We start from the raw sequence: 15,359 nt of genomic DNA on the forward strand, positions 1-15,359 counted from the left end.
CATGTCGGTTTTTCCATTTATTCACGCATTATCTTATTCCATTTAATTCTCCAGTCGTAATAACTGTAGCCGGGCGTGGAGCTTGCCTTCATATCCTCGTGGACCTCACGAAGCAGCTGCTTCACTTCCTCCTTGTTTCCTTTTTCCCATTCCTTTGCCACCAGAAATACTATTTCTTCCTCCAGTGGAAGTTCTTCTTTTGAAAGCCTGTTATCTATCTTCTCGACTACAGTTCTGCCTTCTTCATGATCTATGTAGCCTAATGAAGTGAGATTCCAATAATTTGTGCCACCTAACCGCTGGAAATCCTCCCAACTGAATTGGTAGTATTCCTTGAAAACTACAAGCAGGTATGCCTGGATCATCCCATGATAGACCGTGAAATCGTCAGAAATAGCGTACGGACTATGCGGATAATACTTAAATAGAAGGTCGGTAATAAAATGCGCTTCCACATCCAGGAACAAGTCTTCATTAACGACTTCAGGACCATATGAATAGAAGTACTGCCTGCTTCTTTCGTCCGCAAAAAATGCATCATCGATTGTATTGATGTAGTAACTTTCAGAACCTGTATACTCCAAGGATGGTAAATACACGAATTTTTCCTTAAAACTATTACTGATGGTAAGCCAACTATTCAAATAGGGAAGAATACCGTCAAGATCTCCCAATTCCTTCTCAATCTGCTCCATGTGCTTTTCCATGCTGATAATCTGGGTTCCAAAAGCCAATTCCTTCTCCACCAAGCCTGATTGTGAGAAAAGGGTCAGACCTGGAGTAGAGTTGCTTGTAATCTGAATGGACCCATCAGGCAATCTGCTGACTATCTCAGAAGTTCCGAGAACTGGCTGTTCAAAGCCTTTCAATATAACAGAAAAATTGGTTGGAGGTATATTCTTACTTAACTCCGCGGAACGATGATAGTAATTGGTAAATAAATTTTTATCCGGCCCATTCACAAATTTTTCATATACAGGCAATTCCCCCATAATTGGATACCAAGCGATATAAGAGGGAAGAAACATATTGTCATCTTGCAGGAAGGCAAAATTTTTCTCCCTGGAGTATGAGTAGCCCCATTCATTCAAAGTTCCTTGATAGGAGACAGACAAGGTATTGGAGGGGGTAATCTCCAGGTTTTCCAGCGTGACACTACTGTTCTCCCTTTGATAATCCAACTCTTTACCGTTCCATGTGATGGAATCTATCTCAAAGGTTGGATAAAGGGTAAAGGTTAAATGGTTCTCTTTTATACTGTCCATTTTTATTTCGGATTCAACACGAATGGTAGAGTCGCCAACACGTTCCACTTCCAATCTATAGTTCTCCGTTTCAATAAAGGAAGTTAGGTCAGTCTTTGATTCTTCCAGATTCTCCTGGTTCACTGCATGGCGGAAAAGCTTTTCCGATTTGGTTACTCTCTCTGTCCATAAATGGGTGTAGGGAGCAACTGAAGCAATGGTCAGCACTACGATGAGCACTACGCCTATAGCCGCACTTCTTTTTTTGGAAGAAAGACGGTTCGTGCCCGATCTCCACACCGTTAAACTCAAGAGCAGCAAACTGAAAAAGAAGACAAACAACCGGGACAGCCATGCTTCCTTCTGTGCCAAATTGAATGCCCAGCCCTCTGACATATTTTGGTCCAGAAAAAATTGACTCAAATGAAAGGTTTTCAAATAGTAGAGTTTATATCTTTGAATAATAAAACCTTCCATGAAAAAAGTACCGAACATCCATGCACAGAATGCAATGATATAAACAATTCGGTTTGGAATCATTGCAGCCAAAAACATCCCCAGGGAAATCGATACAAAGTAGGATAATTGACTTTGAAGTGCCAGGACCCATCCGTGATCAATGAGAAAATCGAACGGCTCATCCTGGATCATTCCAATTGCTGTAAAAGATACATAGAAGATGACCGTATAGATCAGGCTGTATAGATTGATAGCACTGAATTTGGCTAGTATGATTCCCCGATAGGAGGTGGGCAGGGAGTTTGTCCAGTCCAGCATCACCGTCTGCTTTTCCCTCCTGATACTGAGTAAACTTGCAAGAAACATAACACCTAAAGATACGGTGTGGCCAACAGAAAGGAATTCATTTGAACGCTGTAAAAAGGGTTGTGCTGCTTGATATGGTCCCTGAAAGGTAAACCAGATATAAATGGAAACAAAATAAAGCAGTGGACCGATAAGAAACAGCCAATTCTTGAAAAGGAAGGTAAGCTCCAACTGCAGGTGTCGAAAATAAGTAATCATGATCTATCCCCCAATAGGGAAAGGTATCCCTCTTCTAAAACAGGTGTGGTAAGGATGGCGCCTGAAAAGGGCTTTTCATCTGTCAATATTCTTACCTTTACGAAGCTTCCTTGCTGTTGCTTGATGGAATAGATCAAGTTTTCCGCTTTAAGATGCACAAGTTCGTTCTTATGCATGTCCATCTCCCAAACCTTACCCTTGGCCTCCTCCGATAGATCCTCCACGGTCCCATCCAAAACAAGTCTGCCTCTATCCAAAACGGCTATCTCATAGCAGCTGCTTTCAATATCTGTTACAACATGTGTGGATAGTATAATAGCTTTATCTTTCCCTTCCGAGGATAGAAGGTTTCTGAACCTTAGCCTTTCTTCCGGATCAAGCCCGACGGTAGGCTCATCGAGAATGACGACCGAGGGATTCCCGATGAATGCCTGTGCAATACCGAGTCGCTGCTTCATCCCATGGGATAAAGTCTTCACTTTTTCATTGGTTTTTTCTTGAAGATTCACTCTTTCAAGCAGATCATGTATGGTCTTTTTACGAAGCGATTTACTTCTGATGCCCTTCATCACGGCCACATAATCCAATACCTCCATCGGTGTAAGTTGGGGGTAAACGTGAAAACTCTGCGGAAGATAACCAATCATATGACGTACCTTCTCCGGATGCCGGGTAAGAGAAATGGCGTTCATCCTTATGTCTCCACCTGTTGGATTCAGGAGCGTTGCCAGTATTCTCATCAATGTCGTTTTTCCGGCCCCATTTGGTCCAAGAAGTCCAAATACGCCATTGGATATATTTATATCAATTGAATCGAGCGCTGCGGTTTCTTTATAATATTTTGATAGATTTTCAATGTGTAACATGGTAGGTCCTACTTTCTTGTAGAAAACATATATGCCTTCCTTCATTATAACGAAATGAAAGGGAAAAGGGTTCAGGTTCGGGTTAAAAAGCGGTGAGGAAACTTTTACACAAACACATGAAAAATGGTCCCCTTTTGAGACCGTCATTTTTTTGTATTTGCTTTATCGTGGTCTCATTCCACCTCTTTGAGACCACCATTCCCTCTTTTTCTATTTATCGCGGTATCAATCCACCTCTTTGAGACCACCATTCCCTCTTTTTCTCTTTATCGTGGTTTCATTCCACCTCTTTGAGACCACCATTCCCTCTTTTTCTCTTTATCGTGGTCTCATTCCACCTCTTTGAGACCACCATTTCCTCTTTTTTATTTATCGCGGTATCAATCCACCTCTTTGAGACCACCATTCCCTCCTTTTCTCTTTATCGCGGTATCAATCCGCCTCTTTGAGACCACCATTCCCTCTTTTTCTCTTTATCGTGGTCTCATTCCACCTCTTTGAGACCACCATTTCCTCTTTTTCTATTTATCGCGGTATCAATCCACCTCATTGAGACCACCATTTCCTCTTTTTCTATTTATCGCGGTATCAATCCACCACTTTGAGACCCCCATTCTCTCTTTTTCTATTTTTGGCAATCTCAATCCTGACCATTCGCACCAGTATAGGCAATAAAATACCACAGCCTAAGAGACTGTGGTAGACCTAAATTATATACTTTCTTATCTTTTGAAAAAGGCGAGAAAAATTCCCCAACAGGGAATCATGCTCGCCACCTAAGCGCTATCGTTAAATGACAGCAATCAGTCTCACCAACGGTCGAGGAAAGCTTTAAATTGATGCCATCGGGATTATAATCCGTTTTTACTCCTGCGTGTACCCCCGTACTCTTTAGGAGCTGATCCACTTTCTCCATCTTCCCCTCTTGTGCGGCACTCATTACTTCAGAAGCAAAATCTTTTGAATCGGATAGCTTCTTTAAGATAATACTCGCTTCCTTCATCAGCTGCTGCATGGCCTCTGCGGATTCGGTGAAAAAAGTTGGATCCACTTGGGGATAGGGCCGATATTTCGGGATGTAGGTCCCATTCAAATAGGGATAAACGGGAAAGTACGTATTGCGGGGATAGTAGTGGGGCTGCGGGTATTGTTGATAGTACATGACTTTTCCCTCCAAACCAGGATTTCTTTTTACATACATACTATATGTAAAAATACCGGTTTGGAGAGTTGTCAACCCAAATGAAGTGGTCATTCAGGGCTTCTGAAGCTGCTTTAGAACCATGCGCTCCCAGGTTTTCCAGGGTATGAGCCTCTTAAGGGTAAGCATAAAGGTGACACCCTTTCCTACTGTATATCGAAGGGAGGGGGTCCCCTTGGCGTCTGCAATTTTCAGAGCCAAGAATCCAACCGCGGAAGGATCTCCATAACTGCTTCTTTCTGCTAGCATTCTATTATTTATCGTGGTAAACATGTTTTTGTATGGGGAGACCTCACTACCCGCATTTTGGGAAAGATGTGTGCCGCTTGTCCAGATATTTGTCTGAAAAGAACCGGGTTCCAAAAGCACGACATCTATTCCAAAGTCTTTTACCTCCAAGCGAAGGCTTTCACTGTAGCCTTCTAGGGCGTACTTCGAAGAGACATAAGGTGACAGTGCGGGAAAGCCGACCAATCCGCTGATTGAGCTGATATTGATGATCCTCCCGGAGCATTGCTTCCTCATGAAAGGGAGGACAGCATTAGTAACCCGTATCACTCCGAAAAAGTTTGTTTCAAATTGCAGCTTATATTCCTCAACGGTAAGCTCTTCGGCAAACCCTGCCACGGCAAAACCGGCGTTATTGATAAGCACATCTATACGATGGAATGCACTTAATGCAGTTTGAAATTGCGCAACAGATTGGTCATGTGATACATCTAAGAATAAGAGCGTAAGATTCGTTCGTTCCTGTTCGGATAATCCGGAGAGGACCTCCTGTTTTTTGTTTTGCTGCCTAATTGTCGCAATTACATGATAGCCAGCCTGTAAAAAGACTTTCGTGAACGTTTTTCCAAAGCCCCCGGAAGCGCCTGTTATCAGAACCGTTTTTTTGGTCATGCACAATCTCCTTTCCATACAAGTAATATAGAAAAATCTGTCAGCTTGTTGTGTAGTTTAAAGAGCTGATATAAAAGGAATATAGAGGTAACACGAAGAAGTACAAATAAAACCGATTTGTATCAAATCCTTCGCTGAATGCGGAAAGAAGGGATCGCATGGATTTTGATATTATTTTACAACTAATACACGACTATGGATATATAGGATTGTTCTTTTGGCTTTGGTTAGGCATGTTTGGCATACCGATTCCAAATGAAGTGCTTGTCAGTTCAATAGGAATCATTTCATATAAAGGGATTCTGCAGACCACTCCAGCACTGCTGACCATCTATTTGGGCGTAATCTCAAGTTTGACCACATGTTATCTTCTGGGCAGATGTCTTGGAAGCGGCTTGTATTCCACACTGGAGAAGAATGAAAAAGTGGAGGTATCCCTGGCAAGAGGGGAAGCGCTAATCAATAAGTATCATGCATTTGCTCTATGTATTTCCTACTTTCTTCCTGGCGCAAGAAATGTCGTTCCGTTTTTGGCAGGATTTATGAAGCTCCCATTCTATCAATTTGCGCTGGCTGCCTATTCGGCTGCCATAGTATGGGTAACAATCTTCTTCTTTATGGGGAATTATGTCTGGCATCAGGCGCAGTTTATCGTAGAATATCGAATGGAACTTTTCCTTGCTTCTGCTGTTTCTATTGTCTTGTACTATGTCCATAGATGGTATAAAGAACTGAATGATCCCACCCTTTCTCTTCAAAAATATCGATAAAGTATTATTTCCTTCTTCCCTTTCATACATTTAACTACAAGAAGCTATTAATAGCCAATGGAAGAGGCGGGTGTGTATGGAAAGTCCAAATCATCGTAAAATGCTGGTACAAGGAACGGCAAAAAAAGAGGTCCGGCCTGATATAGCGTATATTCAGTTAGGGGTGGTTACGTCCAATCCAAATGTACAAACGGCCCAGGAGGAAAATCGGATAAAAGCAAATAGGATGATTCAAGCTTTGCTTCAAGCAGGAATAAACCAGAATGATATTGAAACGTCCTCTTATACATCCTTTCCAAGGTACACAGATCAGTCGGGAACACCAGTATTGACATCCTATGAAGTGCGGCATATTTTCCGAGTAACGGTGAGGGATATCACTAAGGTGGGCTCAGCAGTGGACATCGCATTTGAAAATGGCGCAAATATTTCGGAAAATCTGTCCTTTGAGGCTACCAAATATAATACAATCTACCGTCAAGTACTTCAGCAGGCGATCCTCAATGGATATAAAAAAGCGTGTGCCATGGCTAGCACGATAGGGGTACGTCTTTACCCGGTCCCGGTAAGGGTGGAAGAAGTGGCCCAGCAAGTGTTCTTTGGACCAAGATATGCAGGATTTGCCCTACAGGAAAAAGCAAGTACCCCTATCGAACCCCAGGAAATTACCATAAACGCTACAGTGAACCTAGAATATATATATTAAAAAATAATACAGACCGCTTCCTCATTCATGGCTTTCCATGAAAGGAACGGTCTGTTTTTTCCACCTATTAATCTACCTGAACAGACAGCAAAGCTCCTCTGATAACAGGTTGTCAACTTCCTTTTGGTTCAAAGAATAATAGCTCCAGGTTCCTCTCGTCTCTTTCACGATTATTTCCGCATCAAACAGGATTTTCAAATGATACGATAATTTAGACTGTGGCATCCCGATCAATGGAACCATATCGCAAACGCACATTGCTCCATGTTGACGGAGAAGATTCATGATGTGCAGCCTTTTTTTATCTGCAACCGCCTTGTATTTACTTTCATATTTCTCGAATGTCTTCTCCAACGAAATATCATGTAGAGGTATTTCATTATTCAACGCATTTCACCTCTAATTATCAGTTATCTTTTAATCATTATATGCGATAACAAAGTGCCGCTCAACTCACAGGTTTGATATTTAGCAAATAGCCGAATTTATTAGGATTCGGATTTTGGAGGTGGAAAAAATGTGGGATTGGCCTGTTTTACTCCCAATTTTTCTATTCTTTTCTGTATACTTCCTTGCTGCAGTAGTATTATTGAGAGATAGGAAATGATAGGAGGAGTAAAAGGTGGAGCTAACCAATACATTAATTGAGGCACTTGGAATGGAAATCATTGAATTATCAGAAGAACGGGCTGTCGCAACCATGCCGGTGGATAAGCGCACGCATCAGCCATTTGGATTGCTGCATGGGGGTGCATCCGTAGCGCTGGCAGAGACAGTGGCAAGTATCGGAACCTTTCATCTGATTGACCAGGAGACGGAAATTTGTGTTGGTCTTGAGATTAATGCAAATCATTTAAAAGGGAAAAGGGATGGAATGGTGACTGCCATTGGTACCGTGCTTCACCGTGGAAAAACGACAATGGTATGGGATATCAAAATTGTCGATGAGAAAGAAGCGCTTATCTGTATTTCCCGTTGTACGATGGCGATTCTGAAAAAAAGGTAATAGTAAAATGAGGAAGTGGCACTTGCAACGCGCCACTTCCTCATTTTTTATCTATCTTAGATTAAGTGTTTGGACATGCTTCATGCCTTCCCGCTGGCTGAGCGGTGCCAAATCATTATTTTTAATGAAAGTAATGACAGCATCAGGGGAGGTTTTGCTGTATTCCCTCAGGGCCCATCCAATTGCTTTTTGAATAAAAAATTCCTTTGAATCTTTTCTTTGATTGATTATTTGGAACAGCTTTACTTCATCGGTATTTTGTTTGTACTTCAATTGAAATAGAATGGCAGAACGCTGAAGCCAAAAGTAATCGTCCTGTATCCAGCGATCAGGATAGTCGGTTATGGCATTTTTGTCTTTTAAAAGAATCGCACCTACATGTTTTGGTGCAATATGGTCTATGGTATCCCACCAGGAATTTGTGATAATCAATTTTTCCAGAAAGGGCAGGAAGTCTGCATTAAGTTTCTTTATATGCAGGTCAATCATGGCAAGTGCTGCATAATGAAACTCACGTTCAGGCTGACTGTATAAAAAAGTGACGAGCGGCTCGAGCCACTCTAGAGGCGGCTTTCCATTTTCAAGCAGGAATCTCCGTAGAATATCTTTTCTTTCCGGAGTTTTAATGCCTAGGAACGGAAAATGATTGCGCATGTATTTTTCCATCGGTTCCTTGTTCTCGCCATTAGCTTGTGTATGGAATGCATGCAGAATCCTTGTTTCGTAGTCTTGAAGAGTCGACATGATTGCCTCCTTTAAACCAATATTTTATACAGTATCATACAGGAACAAGGAATAGAATGGAAGAAGGAATGAAAAAAACGCCTCAGCAAGGGAACTGCTGCGACGCTCAATTGGATGATTCCGCTGTTTTTTCTGCTCGTTCAGGGTGGGTGATTCCGTATAGCAGAATGATTCCGGAGCAAAGGAAAATGAAGCTCGTGACATAGAATACCGTCGAGATGCTATAGTAGCTCGAAATCAGTCCGCCCATTGCTGGCCCGATGACATTCCCTAGAAATCGGAAGCTTACATTGTACCCGAGTACTTCCCCTTGCATGGAAAGTGGAGCGGCAGATCGAATGTATGCGGTCATACATGGAATCAATCCGCCAACCACCATTCCGAAAAGAAATCTGAAAAGTACCAGCTGCCATAAGGATGTAGACAGGGCCTGGGGAATAAATAGCAGGGAGCTTAGGAACATCAACAGTACAATGACCTTTTCGTACCCTATTCTATCCCCGAGCTTTCCCCAGTTCCGAGAGGCCAGGAGGTTGCCAAATCCTGTGGCTGAGAAAGCAAATCCAGCAAGCAGAGCAAGGTTGGCCGCTCCTGTCAATTCCCCTACATAGAGTGTCAATAATGGTTGAATACTGAAGTTTGCCGCTTGTATCAATAAGGAGAGAAGCATGATTTTTAGCAGCATCGGTTTTTGGACAATATAGGCCAATACTTCTTTTCGTGAATAGTTCTTTTCTTTACTATTTTTGGGCTGCTTTTTCTTTTCTTTAATGCCAAATGCTACGAGTAGTACTGCCAAATAAATGACTCCTGCGGTAATGAAAAAAGTATAAGTAAAGCCAAAGGAATCGGCGAGCATCCCTCCAAGCAAAGGACCCAATAATCCTCCGGAAACAGTACCTGTCTGCAAGGTGCCGAGTGTTCTCCCAGCGATTTCTTTAGACGTCTGAGAGGATATCAAGGCCATGGATGTTGGAATGAACCCGGTAACCAAACCCATCAACATACGCAGGATAAAAAGCCCATGAACACTATCGACAAAGCTCATCAATAGAATACTAGTCGCAATCCCGGAGCCGGTTAAGAGCAGGATAGGCTTGTAGCCATACTTATCACCAATTCTTCCCCAAATAGGTGAAACGAGGAACGCTGTCAGGAATGTGATACCAAAAATAAAACCGGACCAGCGCTGAACATAAGAATCAGAGTAATTCCCGAACGTTTCAATGAATAAAGATAGAAAAGGGAGAACCATTGTAGCACTCGCAGCAACGAAAAAGTTCGCAAACCACATGATGAACATGTTCCGTCCTGACGTTGAAATATTACTCACCTTCTTTGGTTATTTCGGATATTAAATATTTCGTATAACTAAATAATAACGCATTGATGGAAAAAAACAACCAAAAAGGCGATAAATAAGCATTTTTTTTTGAAAATTGTATTAATTATCGTACTTAAAACCTATATTCCCATGATATAATAAAGTAATAAAATTCTGAAAATTAGCAGAAGGGAGGGTTAAGATGAGTCTTCCTCCATTATTTTTGTTCATTGATTTTGAGTTCACCATGCCTGAGAACAGGCATTACCCCAAAAATTTCTTTCCTGAAATCATTGAAGCGGGTATTGTGGCGGTAGAGAACGACCAGATTATCCAGCAGTTTTCCACATATATTCAGCCAAAAGCGTTTCCCACCTTAACTGACCGTTGCCGATCCTTTTTAAACATCAGCCAGAAAAGAGTGGATGAGGGAATAAGTTTTTTTGAGTTGATTGATGTTCTGAGCTCCTTTAGAGCCCATGAAAGGGGAACCGTCATTACATGGGGCAACATGGATATGAGGGTACTGAAGAATAACTGTGATTATCATGGTATGCAGTTCCCATTGCCCTGCAAGCAAGTGGACCTTTCCATGGAATATAAACGGTTCTTTGGTGATCAGAATCAGACAGGACTTTGGAAAGCGGTTCAGGAATATGGAAAAGAGGGTACAGGAAAACACCATAGAGCTCTCGATGACGCACTTACGACCTATAATATATTCCGGTTAGTGGAAAAGGATAAAAGCTACCTGGCAAGACCAAAGCCGACTACCATCGGAGACCGCATCGACCTATCTAAGATAATGAATAAATATGCCTTATAAAAAGCCAAATCACCTCAAGAGTGATTTGGCTTTCAGTTTGCATGGCATGGATATAATATTATAGTTTATATTCCTTTTCAAGGACAGACAGATTCTCCAGGCATTTTTGTGCCCAATCACCCTGGTCGTTTTGGAGAGCCTGTTTTGAGCTTTCGAGGGCAATCTTCAAGGATTCCTTATAATCGATTACTTCTCCACCATAAAGCTTTACCATATTTTTCGGTATGTTTGTTTGTTCATTGTAGGCGAGTGCACGTCTTTCATGAAATAGAGGTACGTCCACTTCCTTTGGAGCGTGAAGATCCCATTGCTGTGGATGCTTCAGCACAGCCTTCACCTTCACTAAATAGTGCATTGGGCGAACATCTGTCACCTCGCCAATGTATTTTCCTGTCTTATATATGCCTGTAACCACCGATCCTACACTAATTTCGTCCATCTTAAGTCCCCCTTTGATTTTTAATGGATGATTTTTCTTATTATTTCTAGTAATATCTTCTATAAAGAATAATATATGGAGTGTGAAAACAACATGAAGAAAAAAAGGAAAAGAATAACGCTATTTTTACTTGTTCTATTACTACTTATTCTAGCAGTATTTTTAGTTCAATGCACAAGCAACAAAAAAACGAAAGAATCAGATGGTGGAGAAGAAGTGGTATACGAATATAAAAAAGAGGATGACAAAGTGGAAATCACAACGTCAAAGGGGAAAATAGTGGTCGAATTATATCCGGATGCGGCACCTAAAGCTGTCGAGAATTTTGTCACTCATGCAGCCAATGGCTACTATGATGGGTTGATCTTTCATCGTGTCATGCGGGACTTCATGATTCAGGGTGGTGATCCTCAAGGAACCGGTATTGGAGGGGAAAGCATCTGGGGTGAGCCGTTTGAGGACGAGTTCAGTGCAGAACATCCGCACATTAAGGGGGCACTCTCAATGGCAAACTCGGGGCCTTCTACTAATGGTAGCCAGTTCTTTATCGTTCAGGCATCCGAGGTTACAGAGGATATGATTGCCCAAATGGAAAGCGCACAATTTCCTGCCGAGACAATTGAATTATACAAAGAGCATGGAGGAACGCCTTGGCTGGACAATAAACATACCGTATTTGGACAAGTAGTAGAAGGTATGGAGGTAGTTGACGCCATTGCTGACGTGCCTGTGGATGGTTCAGCAAAGCCGACAGAGGAAATCAAAATAGAGAGCATGAAGATTGTTGATTAAGCATGAAGATGTTTCCCAAAAAAACAGGAGTTTGTTATACTAAAAACATGACTGTCCCCAATTAGAAAGGTCGTGTTCCAACCGTGATTACATCACTGATATTACAATTGTTCCTCTATTTCCCTGAGGACAAATCAGAATATATTCCTGCTGCCATCACATTCACCATTTTCTTTATTGCAGCCATCTTCGTTTTCAGACTAATTATGAAAGTATCCCATAAAGAATCGGAAAAAGCGAAGGAATTAGAGGAACGTTTAAAGCGAGAAAAAATAATAAAAGAATAAAATATCTTGTGAGATGGCTCCTTCGTTTGTTGGGGCACATCTCTTTTTTTAGGCTGTTTTCGCATTCGTAGTGACTATTGAGATTATGTACACATGAAATGTAGCCCGTTGATTGCAGCGAGGGACACAAGATTCCCCGGGGACGGATGGGAGCCTCCTCGGCTTCGCCTGTGGGGTCTCCCATGCCCTTTACTCTCCCGCAGGAGTCAAGTGTCCTCCGCTACAATCAACTAAAGTTTCAATCTCCTTTGCTCTACTGAAATGAAAAAATGAGACAAAGTCCAATTTTTCAAACTTTAGGAAGGTAAATCTTATACTATTATTCACCCCTGTTGGTTGGAGTGCAAGGCGTGAGACTCCTGCGGGAGCAGCGTGTCAAGGGAGACCCCACAGGCGCAAAGCGCCGAGGAGGCTCCCGAGGCCGCCTTAGGATAAGCGAACGCCTGGAACGGAGACCAACAGGGTGTTTAATGTCGACACCTTATCTTTAGCCCAGCCCTATTGCTCGTACAAATATTCTTTACGAAAACAGTCTTTTTTTATTTCAGTAAATACTTTTCCTTCGCAACGGAGAAACTTAGGAAAAAGATGTGATGGAGGAAAGTATGCGTAAACTGATACCTTGCTTAAGTGTACTAATGCTTTTTGTGTTAAATGGTTGTATGGAAGAAAAGATAAATGCACTCGACGTGGAGGTTTTTAATGCTACTGGTGATAGCCTTGGGGTGGCAAAGATATCAGAAGATAGCAAAGGAGTAACCGTCAAGCTGAACCTCGAAGGTCTTCCTCCCGGTGAGCATGGTGTACATATACATGAAGAGGGCTTGTGCGACGCGCCGGATTTTAAGACGGCCGGCAATCATTTTAATCCAGATGACAAGGAACACGGTCTTTTGCATCCAGAAGGTGCCCATGTCGGCGATCTGCCAAATATCATTGTAGAGGATGACGGAACGGTGATTGCGGAGCTGATGGCGCCAGCAGCAACATTGAAAGACGGAAAAACGTCTCTTTTTGGGAAGAATGGTACTGCAATCATCATCTCGGAAGAACCGGATGACGGAATGACTCAGCCAACCGGAGAGTCTGGCACAAGGATTGCATGCGGGGTCATTTCTAAAGAGGTGGCAGAGAAGAAGGAAGTTGTGGAAGAACCGGTGGATGAGGCTGAGAAGAAAAAGTAATATGCATTCCAAATAGTCATAAAATGAAAACAGGCAAGGAAAACGGATAGTTTCCCTGCCTGTTTTTTATTTCTTTCCTTATTCGAAGGTTTTAATTCCATTATTTTTGTATTATTTAAGAAATATTCGTAATCTTATTGACATAGTTCGTAGTTTTGCGATAATTTTAAATTTATAGATAAAGGGGGGTTCATCTTTGGAGATACTACTTATACGACATGGACAGTCGGAGGCAGACCTCATAAACGTGCATGAAGGCAGAGCTGATTATCCTCTTACGGATCTTGGGAGGGAGCAGGCCAGAAGATTGGCTTGCCGCTTGAATGAGCATTGCCCGCCGGATATCATTTGGACCAGCACCTTAAAAAGGGCATCGGAAACAGCTACCATTCTTGCTGATGAAGTAGGTTGTATGCTGATAAAGGAGCAGGGTTTAATGGAATACAATAATGGAGTGCTTGCTGGAATGCAAAGGGAAGTTGCCGCCACGAAGTATCCATTGCCGCCTGGTGGAAGAAAACCTCATGAGAAAATACAAAATGGGGAGTCGGAACTGGAATTTCGGATGAGAACGGAAATTGCCTTTTCGAAAATACTATCTGAAAGCTATGCGGTTGCAAGAATTGCAATTGTGTCCCATGGGGGAACAATCTCCAACCTGTTGAAGTCATTTCTCCAATTGCCTGTGACGGCAAATGTAAGTTTTTATACAGGAGAAACGGGGATGCATTTACTTCGGAAAAATGGGGATAAATGTACACTGATTTCTTTAAACAATACGGAGCATCTTATAAACTTATAAAAAATGGGTTGTGCCACTACAGCATAACCCATTTTCAAATGCGATGATTAAGCAAGCGCCTGTTTTAAACGTGCTAAACCGTCCAGTAGAATTTCTTTCGGGCAGGCTACGTTCATCCGGATGAACCCATCTCCCTCATTACCGAATTTCTTCCCAAAATCAAGTGCCAGTTTACCTTTTTGAAGTAAGCGTTCTTTGAGTTGCCCATCTGTCAGTTTAAGTGCACGACAATCAATCCACAGCAGATAGGTTCCCTCAGGTTTTGCCACTCTTAGTTCAGGAAGCTCACTATCAATAAAACTGATTGCAATCTCCATATTCTTTTCGATATACTCCAGCACTTCCCCAAGCCATGTATCTCCGTAGCGATAGGCAGCTTCCATCGCAATGATGCCAAAGGTATTCAACATGATGGTCCCTTGCTTCATTTGAAACAGGTTGACACTTTCTCTTATTTCCTTGTTGGGAATAATCATGACAGCCGCCTGTAATCCGGCAATATTGAAGGTTTTCGTAGGGGCGATGCAGGTAACGCTTAGTTGTGCAAACTCTTCTGAGATCGACGCAAAAGGAGTATAGGAATGACCTTTTAGTACATGATCGCCATGGATCTCATCTGCTACCACTTTTATATTATGCCTGACACAAATATCCCCAAGCTGTTTCAGCTCTTCTTTGGACCATACAGTACCTCCCGGATTATGTGGATTACATAAAAGAAGAAGCTTCACATCTTCATCTATCATGCTTTCAAAATGATCGAGATCCATATAATAACGGCCATTCTCATAGTGGAGCGGGCTTGTGACAAGCTTTCTCTCATTCCATTTGATCATGTCAAAGAAAGGATAATAGACAGGGGAGAATAGTATTACCTTATCGTTTTGTTCCGTCAATGATTGGATTGCGGCACTGAGGGCAGGAACTACGCCAGATATATAGGAAAGCCAATCCTTTTCCACGTTCCATTTATGCCGCTTTTTTAACCATGATTGAACAGATTCACGATTGGATAAAGGAACAGAGGTATATCCATAGACGCCATGCTCCGCTTTTTCTCTGATCGCGGCAGTTACTTCGTTTGGACACTGGAAGTCCATATCTGCCACCCACATAGGTAGCACATCCCCGTAACCGAACACACTGGTGGTTTCGTCCCATTTTACACTGGAAGTACCAGTTCTCTTTATGATTTGGTCAAAATTATATGTAGACATATTTTGTCTTCCCCCTTTGTTTCTTTCA

At 42.1% G+C, this 15,359-nt stretch carries 18 protein-coding genes; 8 read left to right on the forward strand and 10 right to left on the reverse strand.

The annotated features are described in order from the left end of the window. Positions 1-17: 17 nt before the first annotated feature. The 5 genes from ACFVAD_RS14355 to ACFVAD_RS14375 form a co-directional block, all read right to left on the reverse strand. A complete protein-coding gene (locus ACFVAD_RS14355) occupies positions 18-2,267 on the reverse strand; it encodes an ABC transporter permease (RefSeq protein ID WP_386641251.1) in 2,250 nt (749 codons plus the stop codon). Further along, the gene (locus ACFVAD_RS14360) at positions 2,264-3,133 is read right to left on the reverse strand and encodes an ABC transporter ATP-binding protein (RefSeq protein WP_386641254.1); all 870 of its coding nucleotides are present in this window, start codon (positions 3,131-3,133) and stop codon (positions 2,264-2,266) included. Before ACFVAD_RS14360 ends, ACFVAD_RS14355 begins: the two co-directional genes overlap by 4 nt. A 277-nt stretch (positions 3,134-3,410) precedes the next feature. Continuing rightward, positions 3,411-3,539, reverse strand: a complete 129-nt coding sequence (locus ACFVAD_RS14365) for a hypothetical protein (RefSeq protein WP_386641257.1) — start codon at positions 3,537-3,539, stop codon at positions 3,411-3,413. 357 nt (positions 3,540-3,896) lie between these two features. Continuing rightward, complete coding sequence (locus ACFVAD_RS14370) at positions 3,897-4,295, reverse strand: YuzC family spore coat inner layer protein (RefSeq protein WP_386641260.1); 399 nt, start codon at positions 4,293-4,295, stop codon at positions 3,897-3,899. Positions 4,296-4,388: 93 nt separating this feature from the next. Then, a complete protein-coding gene (locus tag ACFVAD_RS14375; RefSeq protein ID WP_386641263.1) occupies positions 4,389-5,234 on the reverse strand; it encodes an SDR family oxidoreductase in 846 nt (281 codons plus the stop codon). A 158-nt stretch (positions 5,235-5,392) separates the two neighbouring features. On the opposite strand from ACFVAD_RS14375, the gene ACFVAD_RS14380 reads away from it, so the two are divergent. Both ACFVAD_RS14380 and ACFVAD_RS14385 read left to right on the forward strand, forming a co-directional pair. Beyond that, positions 5,393-6,004 carry a DedA family protein gene (locus ACFVAD_RS14380; RefSeq protein WP_386641266.1) on the forward strand — a complete coding sequence of 204 codons (612 nt, stop codon included), beginning with the start codon at positions 5,393-5,395 and terminating at the stop codon, positions 6,002-6,004. 76 nt (positions 6,005-6,080) lie between these two features. Then, positions 6,081-6,710 carry an SIMPL domain-containing protein gene (locus ACFVAD_RS14385; RefSeq protein WP_386641268.1) on the forward strand — a complete coding sequence of 210 codons (630 nt, stop codon included), beginning with the start codon at positions 6,081-6,083 and terminating at the stop codon, positions 6,708-6,710. A gap of 72 nt (positions 6,711-6,782) precedes the next feature. Here ACFVAD_RS14385 and ACFVAD_RS14390 read toward each other — a convergent pair whose 3' ends face one another. Then, on the reverse strand, positions 6,783-7,097 hold the full coding sequence (locus ACFVAD_RS14390) for an ArsR/SmtB family transcription factor (protein ID WP_386641271.1): 315 nt from the start codon (positions 7,095-7,097) through the stop codon (positions 6,783-6,785). Between the two features lie 235 nt (positions 7,098-7,332). On the opposite strand from ACFVAD_RS14390, the gene ACFVAD_RS14395 reads away from it, so the two are divergent. Beyond that, positions 7,333-7,716, forward strand: coding sequence for a hotdog fold thioesterase (locus tag ACFVAD_RS14395; RefSeq protein WP_386641274.1), 384 nt, complete (start codon positions 7,333-7,335; stop codon positions 7,714-7,716). 51 nt (positions 7,717-7,767) lie between these two features. On the opposite strand, the gene ACFVAD_RS14400 is transcribed toward ACFVAD_RS14395, so the two are convergent. Together ACFVAD_RS14400 and ACFVAD_RS14405 are read right to left on the reverse strand one after the other, a co-directional pair. Beyond that, on the reverse strand, positions 7,768-8,460 hold the full coding sequence (locus ACFVAD_RS14400; RefSeq protein ID WP_386641277.1) for a DNA alkylation repair protein: 693 nt from the start codon (positions 8,458-8,460) through the stop codon (positions 7,768-7,770). Positions 8,461-8,566: 106 nt separating this feature from the next. Further along, positions 8,567-9,763: an MFS transporter gene (locus tag ACFVAD_RS14405; protein WP_386641280.1), complete on the reverse strand. Its 1,197-nt coding sequence runs from the start codon at positions 9,761-9,763 to the stop codon at positions 8,567-8,569. A gap of 223 nt (positions 9,764-9,986) precedes the next feature. On the opposite strand from ACFVAD_RS14405, the gene kapD reads away from it, so the two are divergent. Beyond that, the gene (kapD, locus tag ACFVAD_RS14410) at positions 9,987-10,610 is read left to right on the forward strand and encodes a 3'-5' exonuclease KapD (RefSeq protein WP_386641283.1); all 624 of its coding nucleotides are present in this window, start codon (positions 9,987-9,989) and stop codon (positions 10,608-10,610) included. Between the two features lie 58 nt (positions 10,611-10,668). Here kapD and kapB read toward each other — a convergent pair whose 3' ends face one another. Next, positions 10,669-11,049 carry a kinase-associated lipoprotein KapB gene (kapB, locus tag ACFVAD_RS14415; RefSeq protein WP_386641286.1) on the reverse strand — a complete coding sequence of 127 codons (381 nt, stop codon included), beginning with the start codon at positions 11,047-11,049 and terminating at the stop codon, positions 10,669-10,671. Between the two features lie 93 nt (positions 11,050-11,142). On the opposite strand from kapB, the gene ACFVAD_RS14420 reads away from it, so the two are divergent. From ACFVAD_RS14420 to ACFVAD_RS14435, 4 genes are all read left to right on the forward strand, one after another. Next, positions 11,143-11,841, forward strand: a complete 699-nt coding sequence (locus ACFVAD_RS14420) for a peptidylprolyl isomerase (RefSeq protein WP_386641289.1) — start codon at positions 11,143-11,145, stop codon at positions 11,839-11,841. 86 nt (positions 11,842-11,927) lie between these two features. Continuing rightward, positions 11,928-12,128 carry a hypothetical protein gene (locus ACFVAD_RS14425; protein ID WP_386641449.1) on the forward strand — a complete coding sequence of 67 codons (201 nt, stop codon included), beginning with the start codon at positions 11,928-11,930 and terminating at the stop codon, positions 12,126-12,128. A 605-nt stretch (positions 12,129-12,733) separates the two neighbouring features. Further along, positions 12,734-13,312, forward strand: a complete 579-nt coding sequence (locus tag ACFVAD_RS14430; protein WP_386641292.1) for a superoxide dismutase family protein — start codon at positions 12,734-12,736, stop codon at positions 13,310-13,312. 196 nt (positions 13,313-13,508) lie between these two features. Then, positions 13,509-14,114, forward strand: a complete 606-nt coding sequence (locus ACFVAD_RS14435) for a histidine phosphatase family protein (RefSeq protein ID WP_386641295.1) — start codon at positions 13,509-13,511, stop codon at positions 14,112-14,114. Positions 14,115-14,161: 47 nt separating this feature from the next. On the opposite strand, the gene ACFVAD_RS14440 is transcribed toward ACFVAD_RS14435, so the two are convergent. Then, positions 14,162-15,331, reverse strand: coding sequence for a MalY/PatB family protein (locus tag ACFVAD_RS14440; protein ID WP_386641298.1), 1,170 nt, complete (start codon positions 15,329-15,331; stop codon positions 14,162-14,164). Between the last annotated feature and the right edge of the window lie 28 nt (positions 15,332-15,359).

The sequence above is a fragment of the Sutcliffiella sp. NPDC057660 genome (genome assembly GCF_042800035.1).
Classification (GTDB): Bacteria; Bacillota; Bacilli; order Bacillales; family Bacillaceae_I; genus Sutcliffiella_A.

Coding starts and splice junctions, on each gene's coding strand:
- ACFVAD_RS14355 (WP_386641251.1), bottom strand. CDS start 2,267: ATGATTACTTATTTTCGACACCTGCAGTTGGAGCTTACCTTCCTTTTC.
- ACFVAD_RS14360 (WP_386641254.1), bottom strand. CDS start 3,133: ATGTTACACATTGAAAATCTATCAAAATATTATAAAGAAACCGCAGCG.
- ACFVAD_RS14365 (WP_386641257.1), bottom strand. CDS start 3,539: ATGGTGGTCTCAAAGAGGTGGATTGATACCGCGATAAATAAAAAAGAG.
- ACFVAD_RS14370 (WP_386641260.1), bottom strand. CDS start 4,295: ATGTACTATCAACAATACCCGCAGCCCCACTACTATCCCCGCAATACG.
- ACFVAD_RS14375 (WP_386641263.1), bottom strand. CDS start 5,234: ATGACCAAAAAAACGGTTCTGATAACAGGCGCTTCCGGGGGCTTTGGA.
- ACFVAD_RS14380 (WP_386641266.1), top strand. CDS start 5,393: ATGGATTTTGATATTATTTTACAACTAATACACGACTATGGATATATA.
- ACFVAD_RS14385 (WP_386641268.1), top strand. CDS start 6,081: ATGGAAAGTCCAAATCATCGTAAAATGCTGGTACAAGGAACGGCAAAA.
- ACFVAD_RS14400 (WP_386641277.1), bottom strand. CDS start 8,460: ATGTCGACTCTTCAAGACTACGAAACAAGGATTCTGCATGCATTCCAT.
- ACFVAD_RS14405 (WP_386641280.1), bottom strand. CDS start 9,763: ATGTTCATCATGTGGTTTGCGAACTTTTTCGTTGCTGCGAGTGCTACA.
- kapD (WP_386641283.1), top strand. CDS start 9,987: ATGAGTCTTCCTCCATTATTTTTGTTCATTGATTTTGAGTTCACCATG.
- kapB (WP_386641286.1), bottom strand. CDS start 11,049: ATGGACGAAATTAGTGTAGGATCGGTGGTTACAGGCATATATAAGACA.
- ACFVAD_RS14420 (WP_386641289.1), top strand. CDS start 11,143: ATGAAGAAAAAAAGGAAAAGAATAACGCTATTTTTACTTGTTCTATTA.
- ACFVAD_RS14430 (WP_386641292.1), top strand. CDS start 12,734: ATGCGTAAACTGATACCTTGCTTAAGTGTACTAATGCTTTTTGTGTTA.
- ACFVAD_RS14440 (WP_386641298.1), bottom strand. CDS start 15,331: ATGTCTACATATAATTTTGACCAAATCATAAAGAGAACTGGTACTTCC.